We start from the raw sequence: 15060 nt of genomic DNA on the forward strand, positions 1-15060 counted from the left end.
GATGCACCATCATTTTTTTATTTTTCCTTTAGCTTTTCTAAATACCTAACTGCGTCATCAAAGGTATCAATTGGAACGATCTTCATTTTGGTTTTTATGTCCCTTGCAGTCTTAACTGCATCCCGGTAATTGGAATTCTTTATCCCTTTTTCATTAGGAGCTAAAAAGTACTCCGCCCCAGCCTTGTCAGCAGCTACGATTTTTTGTTCAATTCCTCCAATAGGTCCGACTGTTCCATCCACATCTATCGTCCCGGTACCAGCAATTTGATAGCCCTTAGTTAAGTCTCCTTCTGTTAACTGGTTATAGATTTCTAATGAAAACATGAATCCAGCAGATGGTCCCCCAATTTCATCTGTCTTTACTTTAACCTTTGGCTTGACAACTATTTCTTTATCGTCCACTAGAGAAATCCCTATCCCCACCTTTTGAGGATTCTCTTTAAAAGGCTGAAGTTTTAATGTAACAGTCTTTGTACTTTTATTACGCAAGTAGGTTAATTTCACCTTATCCCCGGCTTGTTTTTTGCTTACGTAATCAATAAATTTTTCCGAAGAAGGCAATTGCTGCCCATCCACTTTAAAAATGCGGTCACCCGTGGAAAGCTTTCCTTCCGCAGGCATTTCTGGAATCACCTGCATGACATAGATCCCCTTATATTTATAATTCACAGGCAATCCCGCCTTACGGTAGGCAACTTCTATTGCATTAAGTTTTGAGCCAGCCATCAGATGGAGCTGTCTCGCATTGTATTCTTCCTCTGTTTCTTTTTTATTTAAAATCAAATCTAATGGGTAAAGTTCTTCATAATTTCGTATCTTTGCTTCTAAATAGGAGTAAATATTTGCTCTACCCATTCTAACTGTTGTAAGCATAAAATTACCTTTATCCTTATCGCCGCCTTCAACCATAATGATTGGTCCAAGTTCTTTCGCCATTCCAGGTTTTGAAACATAATAAGGCAATGAATAGAACATTCCCCAGATAAAAAAAATGGCAACGATTAGTGCAGAACCTATATATATTTTTTTGCGCATCGCAATTTCTACCCCTTCCACTGTTCAATCACGGTTTTTATTTGCTTTAGATGTTTTTTCGCTTCTTCCTCACCAAGATTTATGATCTCATCAATATTTGTGAAGGCTCTTGAACTATAAATTTCAACAGGGGGTCGAATCATTACACTGGCCGCGATCTCTCTATTGTTAATTATTTCCGCTTGCATAATGTCTATACTCTGCATAATTACATCGTAAATTGAGGTAATTTCTGCGTTCCGTTTCACCCTGGAGACATCTACTGCGATAACTATATCCGCCCCCATCTCTTTAGCCACAGAAACAGGAATACGGTCAGATACACCACCATCTACAAGGATTCTCCCATTATATTTTTCTGGAACAAATATCCCCGGGATGGAAATACTTGCTCTTACAGCATCAGCAACCGGGCCCGTTTGAAAAACAACCTTTTCCCCCGTCAATAAATCAGTTGCGACGATACCTATTGGAATGGACAAGTCCTCAATGTTTTTTCCATGAGTAAAAACCTTAATAAATTCCTTTACTTTTTTTCCTGAGATAAATCCCATTTTCGGAACAGTAAAATCCAAAAAGTATTTTCTTTTAAAAGCAGTGGATAATTTATATAACCGATCCATGTCAATTCCTGCCCCGTAAAAACTTGCAACCAGCGCCCCCATGCTGCTGCCTGCAATCAGATGAATCGGAATTCCAGCATCTTTCAATGCTTTTATGACTCCTAAATGAGCAAACCCACGTGCACCACCCGAACCAAGCGCCAAGCCTATTTTAGGGTGCTCCATTACTAAAGACCTCCTATTTAAACCTATTAGATATTTTTTCTTCTTAACAGACGGGACTTCCTGAAGCCAATCCACAGAAATAAGAAATCTCGTTCAATCTTATGGTCTAAATAAACGTTCTATGAGTATATTTGTTTAATATGAGGACAAGTCAGGATAAGAATAATTCTTATTTTACCATTCAATTAATTGATTGCACAGTTTCATCGATCCCTCTCGGAAGGAGGTTCCTTCATTGTTTCGTTCCAAACTAAAAACTATTTTTTTATCTATATCCGTCACTATTTTAGCTGCCTCACTTATTTCTTTTCCTCAAGAGTCCTTAGACGCTTCTATCCGAGGGCTAAATATGTGGTGGGAAATTGTCTTTCCATCGCTATTACCTTTTTTTATTGTTTCTGAAATGTTAATTGGCTTTGGGGTTGTCAAATTTATCGGCGTATTATTGGAGCCATTAATGAGGCCTCTCTTTAAGGTACCTGGTGTTGGAGGGTTCGTTTGGGCGATGGGTATGGCTTCAGGATTCCCCGCTGGAGCAAAGTTTACCGCAAGATTACGTCAGGAAGGCCACTTAACACGAATTGAAGCAGAAAGACTTGTTTCTTTCACAAATTCTTCTAACCCTTTATTTATCTTTGGGGCAGTATCTGTAGGTTTTTTCTATAATCCTCATTTAGGTGTTATTCTTGCATTAGCCCACTATTTAGGAAATATTTGTGTTGGATTGATCATGCGTTTTTATGGGAATGAATCCCCTAACGAAATTAGTAAGAAAAATAAAAAGTTCAAAATCCGATTGGCTTTATCCGCTTTGCATCAAACAAGATTAAAAGATAATCGACCAATTGGTAAACTTCTTGGTGATGCAGTTAATTCTTCCATTCAAACTTTATTAATGGTTGGCGGGTTTATTATTTTATTTTCTGTGATTAACAAATTACTTTATCATTTACATATTACAGCGACACTTGCAAAATCAGTAGAGATCTTGTTATCCTCATTGTCTTTCCCTGAAATGTTAAGCATTCCATTTATATCTGGTTTATTTGAAATTACATTAGGCAGCCAACTAACGAGTCTGGTTCAAGATGCTACTCTATTACAAAAAGCAATGATTACCAGCTTTATCCTCGCATTTAGTGGATTTAGTGTCCAAGCACAGGTTGCAAGCATCCTGGCACAAACAGATATCCGATTTAAACCATTTTTTATTGCAAGAATCCTTCAAGGTATATTTGCAAGCTTGTTTGCATTGATTTTGTGGAAGCCAGTTTACTTGCGTTTCAATAATCAAGAGCAGCCTTCTAACGCTTTACCTGTTGGTTTTTTTGAAGACGGTTCATGGGGAGATCATTTTTATCATAAAATGATGGAAGTTGGTCCGCTTATCACCATTTTCTCCCTTTTTGTGTATGTGCTAATTTTGTTTTCCCGCGTAAAAAAACAATAAAAAAGAGCTGGCAAAGCTCTTTTTTATTGTTTTTTGAACTTCTTTTGTAATTCTTTTTCAACAATTGGTGGGACGAGCGTTGATATGTTCCCATTATATTTTGCCACTTCTTTTACAATACTGGAGCTTAAGAAGGAATATTGATTATTGGTCATAATAAAAAAGGTCTCGATATCTTCATTAAGCACTCTATTCATCGAAGTGATTTGCATTTCGTACTCAAAATCTGAAACTGCCCGCAATCCACGGATGATAGCATTAGCATTAACAGCCTTTGCATAATCAACAAGTAAGCCAGAATGGACATCTACCTTAACATTAGGAAGATCTTTTGTTACAGCCTGAATTAGATTCATTCGCTCTTCAACACTGAATAACGGATTTTTAGATGAATTGTTTAATACACTCACATAGACAGTGTCAAATACTTTGGCACCTCTTCTAATAATATCTAAATGACCATATGTAATTGGATCAAAGCTTCCTGGACAAACGGCTATTTTTGTCAAATTGACTCCCCCTCACTCAATATCTGTTCGTATATAAATAGTTACCGCGATCATTCCATACTTTTCATGTTTTATTTGGATAAACCGCCCTAATGATTTTGGTAATTCAACATCGAAGCTATGCTCACAGACAACGCATCCATCTATTTTTACTACATCCTGTTTATCCATTTTTTCCATTAAGCTGACAAGTTGTTGTTTTTTGTACGGCGGGTCTAAAAATATGTAATCAAAGCAGATTTCTCTTTTTATGAGAGCCTTTAATGCTCTATCGGCATCATTGCGATAGACTTCCGTTTGGTCCTCAAATTTACAAGCTTTTATATTTTCCTGGATCACTTGAATGGCCTTTAATTCTCGGTCAATAAAAATAACTTTATCCAATCCCCTACTAAGTGCCTCCAAACCTAATCCACCGCTTCCAGCAAATAGGTCCAATCCAATGCCGCCATCAAAATAAGGTCCAATCATATTAAATAAAGCCTCTTTTACCTTATCAGTTGTCGGCCTCGTTGTATTACCTGGAACAGCTTTCAAAGGTCTACCTTTGCAAATCCCTGAAACCACTCTCACTACCATATCACCACATTTTTTCAGAAATAATTTTCTTAATCCATCCTACCATAATATACAAAAAGTAGACAATTAGTAAGTGTATATCTTTTCATTTGAGTAATGATTTACAGAAAATGATTCTTTCATAGGAAAATTTATTCGAAAGTACGTATAAGCTTTTAGGTTGTGGAAATAATGTAATTAACAACATCAATTCGAGGATGTTGTTGCCAACCGCGGAGAAGACTTACGTTTCCCCATAAGTTCTTCCTCCGGTTTCTCCTCTCCCTTTGCCTTCTATCCTTTATGAGGATGTGGAAGGACCCTGCAGAATTTTCTGCAGGTTTTTTTTTTACTTATTATTCAAAAGATCGGAAATTAGTGATAGAGTATTCTTGAATTAAGCCATTTTAAAGGAGAGTTTTCATTGATCCAGCGTTTTATTGAATTAGGAGAAGGTTATTCAGATATATATGAACTGATTGAGCTTACAAATGCAAATCAACACCGTCTTCAACATATGCTCGCACTGCACACAAAGATTGATGATCAGGATAGAACCTCATTGGTTGTCGTATTAAAGCCAACAGACCCTGGAAAATTCCAAGCCCTTTATATTTGTCGTGAGGGTATTCCAAACCCCAAATTTATATCAAATAAGAGGTATGATATCTTTGCTTCTACTGCTGTAAAACATGGGAAGCAAATACATGAGCTATCTGTTAAGCCGTCAACCATTTTTTATGAAAAAGAGCTGTATTACCAGCACTTAATCGGCATTCTCCGTCTTAATCATTATTTACTTCCACTACAATAGGAAAAGGTGAGGGAAACGCCCTCACCTTTTTAAATACCCATTTTATAATCATATTCCTTTGCTTTATCTGGCGCCGAATTCTCATACTCCATTCTTAAAAATGGTTTATATGAAGGTTCTACTTTCTTTACAAACGAAAAAGAATTCAACTTTTCCATTATTTCATTCAGCTCTTCTTGATTACAATACAGAACAACATACTTCAACTTTTTTGAAACGTAATGAACGTTTCCGAAACGCCGAAGCATTTTAGCTTGTTTTAACGAGTAAAGCCAAACAACCAATCCTTGTCTTTGAACAAACATACTTTTTTCCCCTTCAACAAACCATCATTTTACATAAGTCTAGCATATTAAAACGTTCCTTTTCAATTCAAACTTTGCTACTTATTCCAGATAAGTGCTTAAAATCTGAAAAGATTGACATTACAAAAAAAAATCAGCACAATTCGCTGATTTTTCAGCCGCACCCACAGCTTCCTCCACCGCCACAACCACTAACGTGGCTGGTTTTCGTTTCAAAAAACTGATTTCCTGTTGGAACTTTTATATGTTCAGAGACCGCACCGCCTACAATAATACTAATTGCATCTAGTAGGTCTTGCAAATCATTCTCAGCCAATTTGAATTCTGCTACCAGAGGATCCATATCCATTTCCCTTTTATTTTCGCGGATTTGTGTCATTACCTTTTTATAATCAGGATGGTATTTACCAAACCGCTGCACCTCGTCATATAGCTCCTTTAGACGAACGAATTGACTTATTTTCCGCTGTGCTTCCTTGTTATTTTGCAATTTATATAAACATATTTGATATTGTTCGGCTATTTCAGATTCTAATACCATCTTTGCTAATTGCTCAGCTTGTTCCAATAATTCGACTCTCTCTAACGTAGCAAGCATTTTACGCCCACCTCCAAAGATATTTTAACATGAAAGTGGTAGTAATGTGAAAATTTCAGTTTATCTAGGGATATTTACCATAAATTCTTTCGCTAATCCATACGGTTCATTATTTGGATTGACAACTTCTAACTTTACCTTATGGGTTCCCGGTGAAAAACCTTTAATTATAAAAGCTGCCGCTTTAACCTCGCTATTTTTCTTTCCATCCACCCAAACAACAATCTTCCCGATTCTTCCTTTTGAAGGGTCTGCGTCACGGAAGCTAATTCCTGTAACAATACAATTAATTAAAACTGTTTCACCTTTGATCTGGTGGTGAACATATAGTGAAGGAATTTCAGTTCTAGGTAAGTCATTATTAAATCCAGTAAGGATTCCAATAAAAAAGATCATTAGGATTAACTGCGGAACTAGCTTTTTCATTTAAATTCACTCCTTCTTTTGCTTGTATTGTTCGCCTCCTTTTCTTTTTTTAGTCTTACTCCGCTATGACAAATAAAAAAAGCCACAAAATAAATCCTGTGACTTTGTTTAATTTTGATTTTTCATCCCCTGAAACATGTGATACATCATCGAAGCCATTTGTACACTATTCGAAAACTTATTCACTTGGTCAGGAATCGTTTTCTTATAGTAGTGTAAGGATTCAATTTCAAGCGATTGCAAATCATATGGATTTCTTGACAGCTTTCTATACCATATTGGTTGTTCGCGAATGAATTGTTTTAAGTCCTTTTGACTTTCAATATATTGCAGTATATCTCTTCGCATAAGTTAAGGTTCCTTTCCATCAATCTTTTCTAAACACAAATGGATGTTTAGGTCCTTCTGACGGCTTAACAGGACCTGTACCAGGGTTTTCTCCTTGAAATTGTGAAAGTACACCTTGGATCGCCCCCAGAGCCTGACTTAGGTTATTCATGTGGTTTTGCATTTGATTCGGATCCATTTTCTTAACCATTCCCATAATATTAGAAAGCCAATCACCTTTAGACTCTGTGCTTGTTTCATCGACTGATCCAGTATCAGATCCCATCGATTCCCAGCGGCTATCCTCTTCACCTAATAAATACCAGTCTTCATATAGTTCCTGCCAAGTTGCCTTCCCTTTCCGTACTTCTTTGATTAATTTTGGATTGTTTTTAACAAATTCTTTGAATTGTGACACGGAAGGGTGTAATTTTTTTTGTGTCATTTATCTCACCTCAGCCCAAATTAGTCCCAGTAATACAATATGAAAGAATTTTACAAATGTGAAAGAACACTGAGATTAAAATATTTAATATTTGCCTTGTAAATGGTAAGATGTCAAAAGACAAAGAAATGAAAGAGGTAAGTATAATGAAAGATGAATTACGTCGATTATTAGAAACATGTATTGAAACTGGTTCAGAGACTGATTTAAATTCTCTTGCCTACCTTTTATCGGGATTCCAAGTAAAAATTAAACAAAAGCGAAGTACATATATTGACGGAATTCTACAAATGGATAGAAAACTAAATGAGAAAACCTGCGAAATTACGATTCCTTTAGACCCAACTCTTAATAACCACCTAGATATTGTCCATGGCGGGATTACTGCGACGGTACTTGATACAGCAATGGGGAGTCTGGCTAATTATCTTCTACCAGATGGTTATGGAGCCGTAACAAATCAATTGAATATCCATTACATAGCACCAGGTATCGGAGAAACACTCTACAGTAAAGCGGAAATTGTTCATAGCGGCAGCAAAACAATGGTCATCTCAGGTGCAGCATATCGGAGTGACGGAAAAAAAATCGCCTATGCCACAGGTACATTCTTTATTATAAAAAAATAATAAGCGGAGGTGTGATCAACAATGGTCACCGCCATCCTAATCCCAATTATTTGCTTTTACTTTTTTTGGCTTACAAAAAAAGAGATGAAGGAGCACGATACAAAGTGGCTTGATACTGGCCAAGTACAGCAAGAAGCAATCATAACAGGTGAAATTAAAAGTATTATCGAAGAGAAGCAACGGTTTTATTATCATCGCTACATTTATGTTCAGTCCTTAAAACTACAAACAGAAACAAAACTAATCACCGCCCAAAAGATCACACCCATTACTAACAATTTCAATAAAGAGTCTTTTAATGTGGGGGAAGTGATCCGATTATTCGGGAAATGGGAGCAAAACAGATTTATATTTAATCAATATAAGATTGAAAAAAGGTGACCTAATCGTCACCTTTTTCATTGTTCTGTTTTTGATATAAAGTTTTGAGTATAGTACTTTTGGAATACCCCTACACCAAGATGAGAGTATTCCTTACTTAACAGTGACTCACGGTGTCCTTTACTATTTAGCCAACCCTCGACAACAGCTGGTCCATCTGTATAATTTGCCGCAATATTCTCGCCTGCAGCCTGGTAAACCACATGGGCCGTTTTTAATCGTTTGGTAAGATCTCCAAATTTCTTGGATTTATGTGAAAAGTCGTTGTTTATTGACATATCCTTACTGTGCTCAAACGCGGCCTCTGCCGTATTCTCATCCCATTTTAATTCCTTTAATTTATTTCTTACACGTAAGACATTGGTTAGGTCAAATATCTCTTGTTCCGTATCTTCTTCAATGGCACGCCGCCTTTCCTCACTAGGTTCAGGTGCTTTGATTAAATATCCACTATAAACAAGTTCATATGGCCTTTGTTTAATTAGTGTTTCTGCATTAAGGAACCGAACACTAGAAAGATTGCCAGTAAATTTATCTATGTAGAGCTGGACAAAGACATCACCCAATTGCACCATTGGCCGAAGATTTAAATCAGCATCATTCAATTCAAAATGATACGAATTACCATTAAATTCAATCTTAATATTTGTATCAATATAATGCGTATTGAAGATTTCCTCAACCGGCTCTCCTATTTCAAAAGGTGCTACATCAAGATTTTGGCCTATCGCGAAAATCGTAACTACACGTTTATTTTCAACACCCACTTGGACATACTTTTTATCGTCTTGATTATAAATATACCACTGATAACCATACATTGACTCATCAATCCGAACTGGTGGACCAAGTAGTTTTTCTAATTCACCTTCATTTTTCCCAATTAATAAAGCCAAACCTTCTTTCGGTTTATCCGAGACTAATTTTTTACTTGGCTTATTATCAGGATTTTGTGAAATAGGTTGTTTCATTTCTGAAGTATGATCTTCTTTAATTAAAATATTACTATCGTTATTTTCGTTTATACTCACATAAAAACCTATAGTTAAGAAAACTGCTGAAAGAATAAGAATTCTAGTCAGTGTACGCAGAGGCATTCACCCTCTCTATTACTTTCATGAATCATTAAATGTATAGATAAAATTATTATATCATCAATATCTTGAATAGTAATAGTCATAATCAAAAGTGTCAGACAAATGAACTGATAAAAAGAAAACAGGCACGATGAGTACCTGTTTTCTAAAGGTAAAACTATTTTTTATATAATAATTTTTAATGTTGTGCTCCATTATAATTTTGCTCAGATATTTCCGTTAATGCCTCTTTTGCTTGGTCGTCAGTCAATTCGCGGATCGCGAAATCACCAAGGGAAACAATTCCTATTAACTTACCTTCCTCTACCACAGGTAATCGTCGGATTTGATGCTTTGCCATTAATTTTGCTGCATCTTTACTGGAAGAATCAGGAGTAACAGTAATAAGGTCATTACTCATGATATCTTCTACTTTTGTTGAACCAGGATGTTTTTCAGCAACACCTCGAACAACAATATCTCGGTCTGTAATCATTCCGACAAGCTTTTCCTGGTCAATAATTGGTATAGCCCCAACATTTAAGTGCTTCATCTTTAAGGCGACTTCATAAACATTATCCAATAACGTACAGCATTCTACCTCTTCAGTCATTATATCTCGGATTTCTTCCATTTTACTGCCCCCTATGTTTATTTAATTCCTCTTACCATTATTCTAGGGTTTCCTACCAAGATTGTTTTATTCGCTGAAGGTATTCATTGCAAGTTGAAACATTTTCAACTATTATTAAATTGAATTATTATTGCTTTCCTACTTAAATAGGAAACATAGGGGCAATGGTATTGTTTTTAGGAGGGATTCATTATGAAATTCGAGAATACTGAAATTGAAAAGTTAAAGGCTGACTTAAACCGTTTAGATGAAGTAATGTTAGATCACGGTTTAGTTCGCGAAGGACAATGGGACTACGAACGAGTTACATACGACCGCAAGTTTGAATTAAAAGAAGGGGTATTTTACTTGCGTGTACGGGGTCATGCGATTGAGGGCGATATTGGCGCTGATAAAGCAACTATTCAATTAATGACACCGCTTTTAGGCAAACATTATTACCCGCATGGTGTAGAATATGGTGATGGCGAAAGCTTCCCAACCTCTCTTGTAAATCAATGTAAAAAAATTCTCGATGAAGTAAAAGCAGAAGTAAGTAAGTTTGCATTATAATCGAAAAAAGACGCATGGTTCTCATGCGTCTTTTTATTATTCGGAAGCGATTAATTTTTTACAGTCCAAGAATTGCTTTTAGCATAGATGTTGTCTGGCCGCCTCGATAAAATACATAAAGCAATAAGTATACGGCAACACCCGTGATCGCAGTAAAAAACCAAATGAAACTAGTTATCGGTCCCAGCTTTCGATGGATAGAAAGTTTGTTTTTGTATCCTGACATGATAGAGACAATGCCGAATACAGCTCCAGTCGTCGCAAGTGTAATATGGAAGATTAAAAATATTGTATAATAAATTTTGATATTATCTGGCCCTCCAAACGAAGTATTTCCAATAAAGAGGGTTCTAGAAGCATAGATTATAAAAAAGATTACAGCAAAAATAGCAGCCAAAAACATTGTCTTTTTGTGGGCCTCAATATGTCTTTGCTTAATTTGCCACCATCCAATAGCAACAGTAATAGCACTTAAAACAATAAATGAGGTACTAATAGTAGGTAAAATCGGTAAGGAATTCATTTAGGCGTCCTCTCTTTTCTTTTATTCTACAATAATAGTAGTTCAACGGTCCTTACTTTTCAAACGATACCCAAGAAATTAAGGCTTATCAGTAAAAAAATCTCCCAGGAGTATGGGAGATTATTTAATGAGCAACGGATTTAATGGTTGCTTCATTTCCTGTTCGGAGTCTGATTGATCTTTACGGTACCATTCGAAGAAAACATGACCAAGAATGACACCATATATAATTTCTTGAATAATTTTCATTAAAACTCCACCAAGCTGCTGATCATGTAGTAATGATATCGAACTAAAAAGTTGTGGACCACTCAAATTTAAACTATCGAAGTTCGCTGATCCAACACATAGGCTCATCACTTGTCCCCAAACATGGGGATCAGAATAGGTTGCATACATTGGTGTATCTGCAAAAATGATTAAGGCACAAGCTGGTGTTAACAGAATCCCATCTGCAAAAATATAACCAACCTTCTTAAGTCCATTTAATGTCTGATGTTCAGGCATCTTATTAAGCAATGGCCACCACATAAAGATTGCGACGGCAAACAATAAGATTGAATAGCCAGCATGCAGCCAAGCATTTTGCATGATGTGATCAAAAATGATGGGTACATGATAAAAAGAAAAAAAGCCGTTAAATGCAATTAAAGCTATAAGTGGTTTTGAGAAAAGCTTAAAAAGCGAATCAATAACGGAAACACTGAAAATTTTTCTCCAAAACCAGTCAGGTACAGCCATGATAAATAGAGGCGGTACGACTAAAACTAAAGCAGCCATTTGAATCATATGGACCCAAAACATAAGGTGTGCTAATAAATCAACAGGAGATCCTTTAATGGCATAAAGCAGGATCATTGATAATAAAAACAAAGCTCCTTGTGTTTTCGTTAATGGCTCACCATCTGGAAAAAAGCTTCTGTATTTTGTTGTAAGGACAAAATACCCTACAGTTATGACTATCAAGATTAGTAAAAAATACGGGCTCCAAAGTGCTTTAAAACCGAATATATCTAATGTAAGCACCCAAATCACCTCATTATGATTTAAAAGTATTATTGACTATATTATACCCTTGGCCAAAACGATACGCAAAGAAAATGGAAACAACCCTTAGATAGGTCTAAAAAAGAAAATCGGCCATAAGCCGATTTTCTTTTTTGAACATATTACCACCAAATAATAGTTGAAAACGTAAGAATAGTTATTGCTCCAACCATCACACCAGAGTATAAAAAGAGCGATGGTGCTTCATGTCCTTTATGGCTCATATGCATGAAATAATATAGTTGAAAAATAACTTGAACGACAGCTAAAAGGATAATAAATGGAACTGTAAACCACGCACTAAATCCTTTAATTGCAACAGCCGCAAAAGCAATGAGAGTTAAGAAAATCATCAAGGCAAAAGAAACCAATTGATATCTCATCTCTTCTGCATTTTTCTTGCGACGATATTCAATGTCTACTCTTGGGTTACCTGAATTTAATTGTTGATTAGCCATCAGTTTATCCCACCATTCCCATTAAATATACTACTGTAAAGATAAATACCCAAACAACATCGATAAAATGCCAGTATAAACTAAATACATAGAATTTTGGAGCGTTGTAAAGGTCTAAGCCTCGTTTGGAATTTCTAAACATTAATGTTAAACACCAAAGTAAACCAAATGCAACGTGGCCTCCATGAAAACCAACTAGTGCGTAGAAGGCAGAACCGAAAGCACTGCTTGTAAATGTATGTCCTTCATGAACATAATGGGAAAACTCGTAAACCTCAAGTCCTAAGAAACCTGCACCTAATAGCGCAGTAAGACCGAGCCAGACCATCATTTTTTTGAAGGCAAAGTTCTTCATGTGGTACATTGCGTAAACACTTGTTAATGAACTCGTTAAAAGGAGCATTGTCGCGACAAATGTTAACGGTAATTCAAATAAATCCTTAGCTAGATGGTGACTTGAATCAGGAACTTTATCCTTCAATGCAAGGTAAGTGGCAAAAAGGGAGGCAAAAAGAACTGTCTCTCCCCCTAGGAAAAACCAAAAACCTAAGAATTTATTTTTGGATTCAAGGGTTGATTTTTCCGGCGCAGCAGGCCATGTTTCATAAGTAAATTTTTCATCAGCGTGCATTATGCCTTAACCCCCTTATCATCCTCATCAATTAAGTCCTCTTTATGAATATGGAATCCATGATCATCTTTCACTGAACGTAAGAACATAGATCCAAAAGTTACTAATAATCCAATGATCATTACTGGTAATGCCCAAGCCTTATCATTTACATGGTACATTGCACCAAAAGCTGCAATGAATAATCCTAAAGCCATCATAAACGGTAAAAACGACGAATTTGGCATGTGAATATCACCAAGCGGCTCTGCCGGAGTCATTCCTTTTTTACCATCCATTTTTTCTAACCAGTAAGCATCTAAACCACGTACAAGTGGAAGCTGCTTAAAGTTATAAAACGGTGGTGGAGAAGGGATTGCCCATTCAAGTGTTCTTCCGTCTCCCCATGGATCATTACCAACTTTAACATTTTTCACAGAAGTGATAATGATGTTAAATAACATTACGATAACACCTAAGCCCATAAACGCAGCACCTATAGAACTAACCATGTTAGCAGTTTCAAATCCTTGACCAGGAAGGTATGTGAAAACGCGTCGCGGCATTCCCCATAAACCTAAGAAATGTTGGATAAAGAATGTTAAATGGAACCCGATAAAGAACAACCAGAAAGTAATTTTTCCAAGTGTTTCATTTAACATGGTACCAAACATTTTTGGCCAATATAGATGTGTACCTGCAAAAACTGCAAATACCACACCACCCACAATTACATAATGGAAGTGTGCAACAACAAAATAAGTATCATGATATTGATAGTCGGCTGCTGCGGAGGCAAGCATTACCCCTGTTACTCCACCAGCAAGAAATGATGGAATAAACGCCATTGCCCAATGCATAGGAGTGGTAAATTTTACACTTCCTCCCCACATTGTTAAAAGCCAGTTGAAAATTTTAATTCCGGTCGGTACACCAATAGCCATTGTAGCAACTGCGAAAATGGCATTAGCAACTGGACCTAAACCTGTAGTAAACATATGGTGAGCCCATACCATGAAGCCTAAGAAACCGATTAATACAGTTGCAAATACCATGGAAGAGTATCCAAATAATCGCTTTCTTGAGAAAATCGGAAAAATCTCTGAGAAAATCCCGAAAGCTGGAAGTATTAAAATATATACTTCTGGATGACCGAAAATCCAGAAAAGATGTTCCCAAATAATCGTATTACCACCCATAGTGGCATCAAAGAAATTCGCACCAAACAAGCGGTCAAACATCATTAAAACTAAACCAACTGTTAATGGAGGAAATGCAAACAAAATAAGTGCTGATGTAACAAATGTAGTCCAAGTAAACAAAGGCATTCTCATATATGTCATACCTGGAGCACGCATGTTAATGATGGTAACAAGGAAGTTAATACCACCAATTAATGTTCCTATACCTGATATCTGTAAACCTAAGATATAAAAGTCTACGCCATGCCCTTGGGAATGAAGTGCAAGTGACGCGTATGATGTCCATCCTGCATCAGGTGCTCCTCCTAAGAACCAAGAGAGGTTTAGGAATATTCCTCCAAAAAAGAACAACCAAAATCCTAATGCATTAACAAATGGAAACGCTACATCGCGGGCTCCAATCTGTAATGGCATTACTGCATTCATAAAAGCGAAAACCAGCGGCATCGCAGCTAAGAAAATCATTGTTGTTCCGTGCATTGTTATAATTTCATTAAATAATCCGGCACTCACAAAATCATTATTAGGCACTGCAAGTTGGATACGGATAAATACTGCTTCAAGTCCGCCCACTAAGAAGAAAAATCCACCTGCAATGAGATATAGGATGGCAATTTTTTTATGGTCAACAGTTGTTAAAAAGTCCCATAATGTTGCGCCAAATCCCTTTTTTTGAGCATAGGTACTCACA

21 protein-coding genes are annotated in these 15060 nt (G+C 36.4%); 5 read left to right on the forward strand and 16 right to left on the reverse strand.

Annotated elements, in window-relative coordinates:
- Positions 1-17: 17 nt before the first annotated feature.
- Positions 18-1037, reverse strand: coding sequence for a SepM family pheromone-processing serine protease (locus ACSU6B_RS00005; protein ID WP_410881789.1), 1020 nt, complete (start codon positions 1035-1037; stop codon positions 18-20).
- 8 nt (positions 1038-1045) lie between these two features.
- Positions 1046-1825 (reverse strand): patatin-like phospholipase family protein, encoded by a 780-nt coding sequence (locus tag ACSU6B_RS00010; protein WP_215000215.1) that lies wholly within the window; start codon positions 1823-1825, stop codon positions 1046-1048.
- A gap of 235 nt (positions 1826-2060) precedes the next feature.
- Here ACSU6B_RS00010 and ylbJ point away from each other — a divergent pair, with 235 nt between their 5' ends.
- Complete coding sequence (gene ylbJ, locus ACSU6B_RS00015; protein ID WP_215000213.1) at positions 2061-3275, forward strand: sporulation integral membrane protein YlbJ; 1215 nt, start codon at positions 2061-2063, stop codon at positions 3273-3275.
- A gap of 23 nt (positions 3276-3298) precedes the next feature.
- On the opposite strand, the gene coaD is transcribed toward ylbJ, so the two are convergent.
- Together coaD and rsmD are read right to left on the reverse strand one after the other, a co-directional pair.
- Positions 3299-3784 carry a pantetheine-phosphate adenylyltransferase gene (coaD, locus tag ACSU6B_RS00020; RefSeq protein WP_168242692.1) on the reverse strand — a complete coding sequence of 162 codons (486 nt, stop codon included), beginning with the start codon at positions 3782-3784 and terminating at the stop codon, positions 3299-3301.
- Positions 3785-3796: 12 nt separating this feature from the next.
- Positions 3797-4357 carry a 16S rRNA (guanine(966)-N(2))-methyltransferase RsmD gene (gene rsmD / locus ACSU6B_RS00025; RefSeq protein ID WP_168242691.1) on the reverse strand — a complete coding sequence of 187 codons (561 nt, stop codon included), beginning with the start codon at positions 4355-4357 and terminating at the stop codon, positions 3797-3799.
- A gap of 409 nt (positions 4358-4766) precedes the next feature.
- Here rsmD and ACSU6B_RS00030 point away from each other — a divergent pair, with 409 nt between their 5' ends.
- A complete protein-coding gene (locus ACSU6B_RS00030) occupies positions 4767-5156 on the forward strand; it encodes a DUF7147 family protein (protein ID WP_215000211.1) in 390 nt (129 codons plus the stop codon).
- 29 nt (positions 5157-5185) lie between these two features.
- Here ACSU6B_RS00030 and ACSU6B_RS00035 read toward each other — a convergent pair whose 3' ends face one another.
- From ACSU6B_RS00035 to ACSU6B_RS00055, 5 genes are all read right to left on the reverse strand, one after another.
- A complete protein-coding gene (locus tag ACSU6B_RS00035) occupies positions 5186-5461 on the reverse strand; it encodes a YlbG family protein (RefSeq protein ID WP_088086281.1) in 276 nt (91 codons plus the stop codon).
- A 154-nt stretch (positions 5462-5615) separates the two neighbouring features.
- On the reverse strand, positions 5616-6059 hold the full coding sequence (locus ACSU6B_RS00040) for a YlbF family regulator (RefSeq protein ID WP_215000208.1): 444 nt from the start codon (positions 6057-6059) through the stop codon (positions 5616-5618).
- A gap of 60 nt (positions 6060-6119) precedes the next feature.
- On the reverse strand, positions 6120-6485 hold the full coding sequence (locus ACSU6B_RS00045) for a hypothetical protein (RefSeq protein ID WP_410881792.1): 366 nt from the start codon (positions 6483-6485) through the stop codon (positions 6120-6122).
- A 108-nt stretch (positions 6486-6593) separates the two neighbouring features.
- Entirely contained in the window at positions 6594-6833 is a 240-nt protein-coding gene (locus tag ACSU6B_RS00050) for a YlbE-like family protein (protein WP_410881794.1), read from the reverse strand.
- A gap of 19 nt (positions 6834-6852) precedes the next feature.
- A complete protein-coding gene (locus tag ACSU6B_RS00055) occupies positions 6853-7257 on the reverse strand; it encodes a YlbD family protein (protein ID WP_410881796.1) in 405 nt (134 codons plus the stop codon).
- A gap of 146 nt (positions 7258-7403) precedes the next feature.
- On the opposite strand from ACSU6B_RS00055, the gene ACSU6B_RS00060 reads away from it, so the two are divergent.
- Positions 7404-7886: a PaaI family thioesterase gene (locus ACSU6B_RS00060; RefSeq protein ID WP_410881798.1), complete on the forward strand. Its 483-nt coding sequence runs from the start codon at positions 7404-7406 to the stop codon at positions 7884-7886.
- A 21-nt stretch (positions 7887-7907) separates the two neighbouring features.
- Positions 7908-8267 (forward strand): hypothetical protein, encoded by a 360-nt coding sequence (locus ACSU6B_RS00065; protein WP_410881800.1) that lies wholly within the window; start codon positions 7908-7910, stop codon positions 8265-8267.
- A 17-nt stretch (positions 8268-8284) separates the two neighbouring features.
- Here the strand turns inward: ACSU6B_RS00065 and ACSU6B_RS00070 are convergent, their stop codons facing one another.
- Both ACSU6B_RS00070 and ACSU6B_RS00075 read right to left on the reverse strand, forming a co-directional pair.
- Positions 8285-9364, reverse strand: coding sequence for a CAP domain-containing protein (locus ACSU6B_RS00070; RefSeq protein ID WP_410881802.1), 1080 nt, complete (start codon positions 9362-9364; stop codon positions 8285-8287).
- A 178-nt stretch (positions 9365-9542) separates the two neighbouring features.
- Positions 9543-9977 carry a CBS domain-containing protein gene (locus tag ACSU6B_RS00075; protein ID WP_410881804.1) on the reverse strand — a complete coding sequence of 145 codons (435 nt, stop codon included), beginning with the start codon at positions 9975-9977 and terminating at the stop codon, positions 9543-9545.
- Positions 9978-10169: 192 nt separating this feature from the next.
- Here ACSU6B_RS00075 and ACSU6B_RS00080 point away from each other — a divergent pair, with 192 nt between their 5' ends.
- Entirely contained in the window at positions 10170-10529 is a 360-nt protein-coding gene (locus ACSU6B_RS00080; RefSeq protein ID WP_410881806.1) for a YugN family protein, read from the forward strand.
- 58 nt (positions 10530-10587) lie between these two features.
- Here the strand turns inward: ACSU6B_RS00080 and ACSU6B_RS00085 are convergent, their stop codons facing one another.
- The 5 genes from ACSU6B_RS00085 to ctaD form a co-directional block, all read right to left on the reverse strand.
- Complete coding sequence (locus ACSU6B_RS00085) at positions 10588-11052, reverse strand: DUF420 domain-containing protein (protein WP_410881808.1); 465 nt, start codon at positions 11050-11052, stop codon at positions 10588-10590.
- 120 nt (positions 11053-11172) lie between these two features.
- Positions 11173-12078 carry a cytochrome c oxidase assembly factor CtaG gene (gene ctaG, locus ACSU6B_RS00090; protein ID WP_215000190.1) on the reverse strand — a complete coding sequence of 302 codons (906 nt, stop codon included), beginning with the start codon at positions 12076-12078 and terminating at the stop codon, positions 11173-11175.
- Between the two features lie 143 nt (positions 12079-12221).
- Positions 12222-12557, reverse strand: coding sequence for a cytochrome c oxidase subunit IVB (gene ctaF / locus ACSU6B_RS00095; RefSeq protein ID WP_168242678.1), 336 nt, complete (start codon positions 12555-12557; stop codon positions 12222-12224).
- 4 nt (positions 12558-12561) lie between these two features.
- A complete protein-coding gene (locus ACSU6B_RS00100; RefSeq protein WP_088086268.1) occupies positions 12562-13188 on the reverse strand; it encodes a cytochrome (ubi)quinol oxidase subunit III in 627 nt (208 codons plus the stop codon).
- Complete coding sequence (gene ctaD, locus ACSU6B_RS00105; RefSeq protein ID WP_374193696.1) at positions 13188-15059, reverse strand: cytochrome c oxidase subunit I; 1872 nt, start codon at positions 15057-15059, stop codon at positions 13188-13190. Before ctaD ends, ACSU6B_RS00100 begins: the two co-directional genes overlap by 1 nt.
- Between the last annotated feature and the right edge of the window lies 1 nt (position 15060).

It is taken from the genome of Neobacillus sp. C211 (assembly GCF_051842875.1).
Taxonomy (GTDB): Bacteria; Bacillota; Bacilli; order Bacillales; family Cytobacillaceae; genus Neobacillus.

Excerpts from the sequence above, each read along its gene's own strand:
- ACSU6B_RS00005 (WP_410881789.1), bottom strand. The coding sequence starts at position 1,037 with ATGCGCAAAAAAATATATATAGGTTCTGCACTAATCGTTGCCATTTTT.
- ACSU6B_RS00010 (WP_215000215.1), bottom strand. The coding sequence starts at position 1,825 with ATGGAGCACCCTAAAATAGGCTTGGCGCTTGGTTCGGGTGGTGCACGT.
- ACSU6B_RS00035 (WP_088086281.1), bottom strand. The coding sequence starts at position 5,461 with ATGTTTGTTCAAAGACAAGGATTGGTTGTTTGGCTTTACTCGTTAAAA.
- ACSU6B_RS00040 (WP_215000208.1), bottom strand. The coding sequence starts at position 6,059 with ATGCTTGCTACGTTAGAGAGAGTCGAATTATTGGAACAAGCTGAGCAA.
- ACSU6B_RS00045 (WP_410881792.1), bottom strand. The coding sequence starts at position 6,485 with ATGAAAAAGCTAGTTCCGCAGTTAATCCTAATGATCTTTTTTATTGGA.
- ACSU6B_RS00050 (WP_410881794.1), bottom strand. The coding sequence starts at position 6,833 with ATGCGAAGAGATATACTGCAATATATTGAAAGTCAAAAGGACTTAAAA.
- ACSU6B_RS00055 (WP_410881796.1), bottom strand. The coding sequence starts at position 7,257 with ATGACACAAAAAAAATTACACCCTTCCGTGTCACAATTCAAAGAATTT.
- ACSU6B_RS00060 (WP_410881798.1), top strand. The coding sequence starts at position 7,404 with ATGAAAGATGAATTACGTCGATTATTAGAAACATGTATTGAAACTGGT.
- ACSU6B_RS00065 (WP_410881800.1), top strand. The coding sequence starts at position 7,908 with ATGGTCACCGCCATCCTAATCCCAATTATTTGCTTTTACTTTTTTTGG.
- ACSU6B_RS00070 (WP_410881802.1), bottom strand. The coding sequence starts at position 9,364 with ATGCCTCTGCGTACACTGACTAGAATTCTTATTCTTTCAGCAGTTTTC.
- ACSU6B_RS00075 (WP_410881804.1), bottom strand. The coding sequence starts at position 9,977 with ATGGAAGAAATCCGAGATATAATGACTGAAGAGGTAGAATGCTGTACG.
- ACSU6B_RS00080 (WP_410881806.1), top strand. The coding sequence starts at position 10,170 with ATGAAATTCGAGAATACTGAAATTGAAAAGTTAAAGGCTGACTTAAAC.
- ACSU6B_RS00085 (WP_410881808.1), bottom strand. The coding sequence starts at position 11,052 with ATGAATTCCTTACCGATTTTACCTACTATTAGTACCTCATTTATTGTT.
- ctaF (WP_168242678.1), bottom strand. The coding sequence starts at position 12,557 with ATGGCTAATCAACAATTAAATTCAGGTAACCCAAGAGTAGACATTGAA.
- ACSU6B_RS00100 (WP_088086268.1), bottom strand. The coding sequence starts at position 13,188 with ATGCACGCTGATGAAAAATTTACTTATGAAACATGGCCTGCTGCGCCG.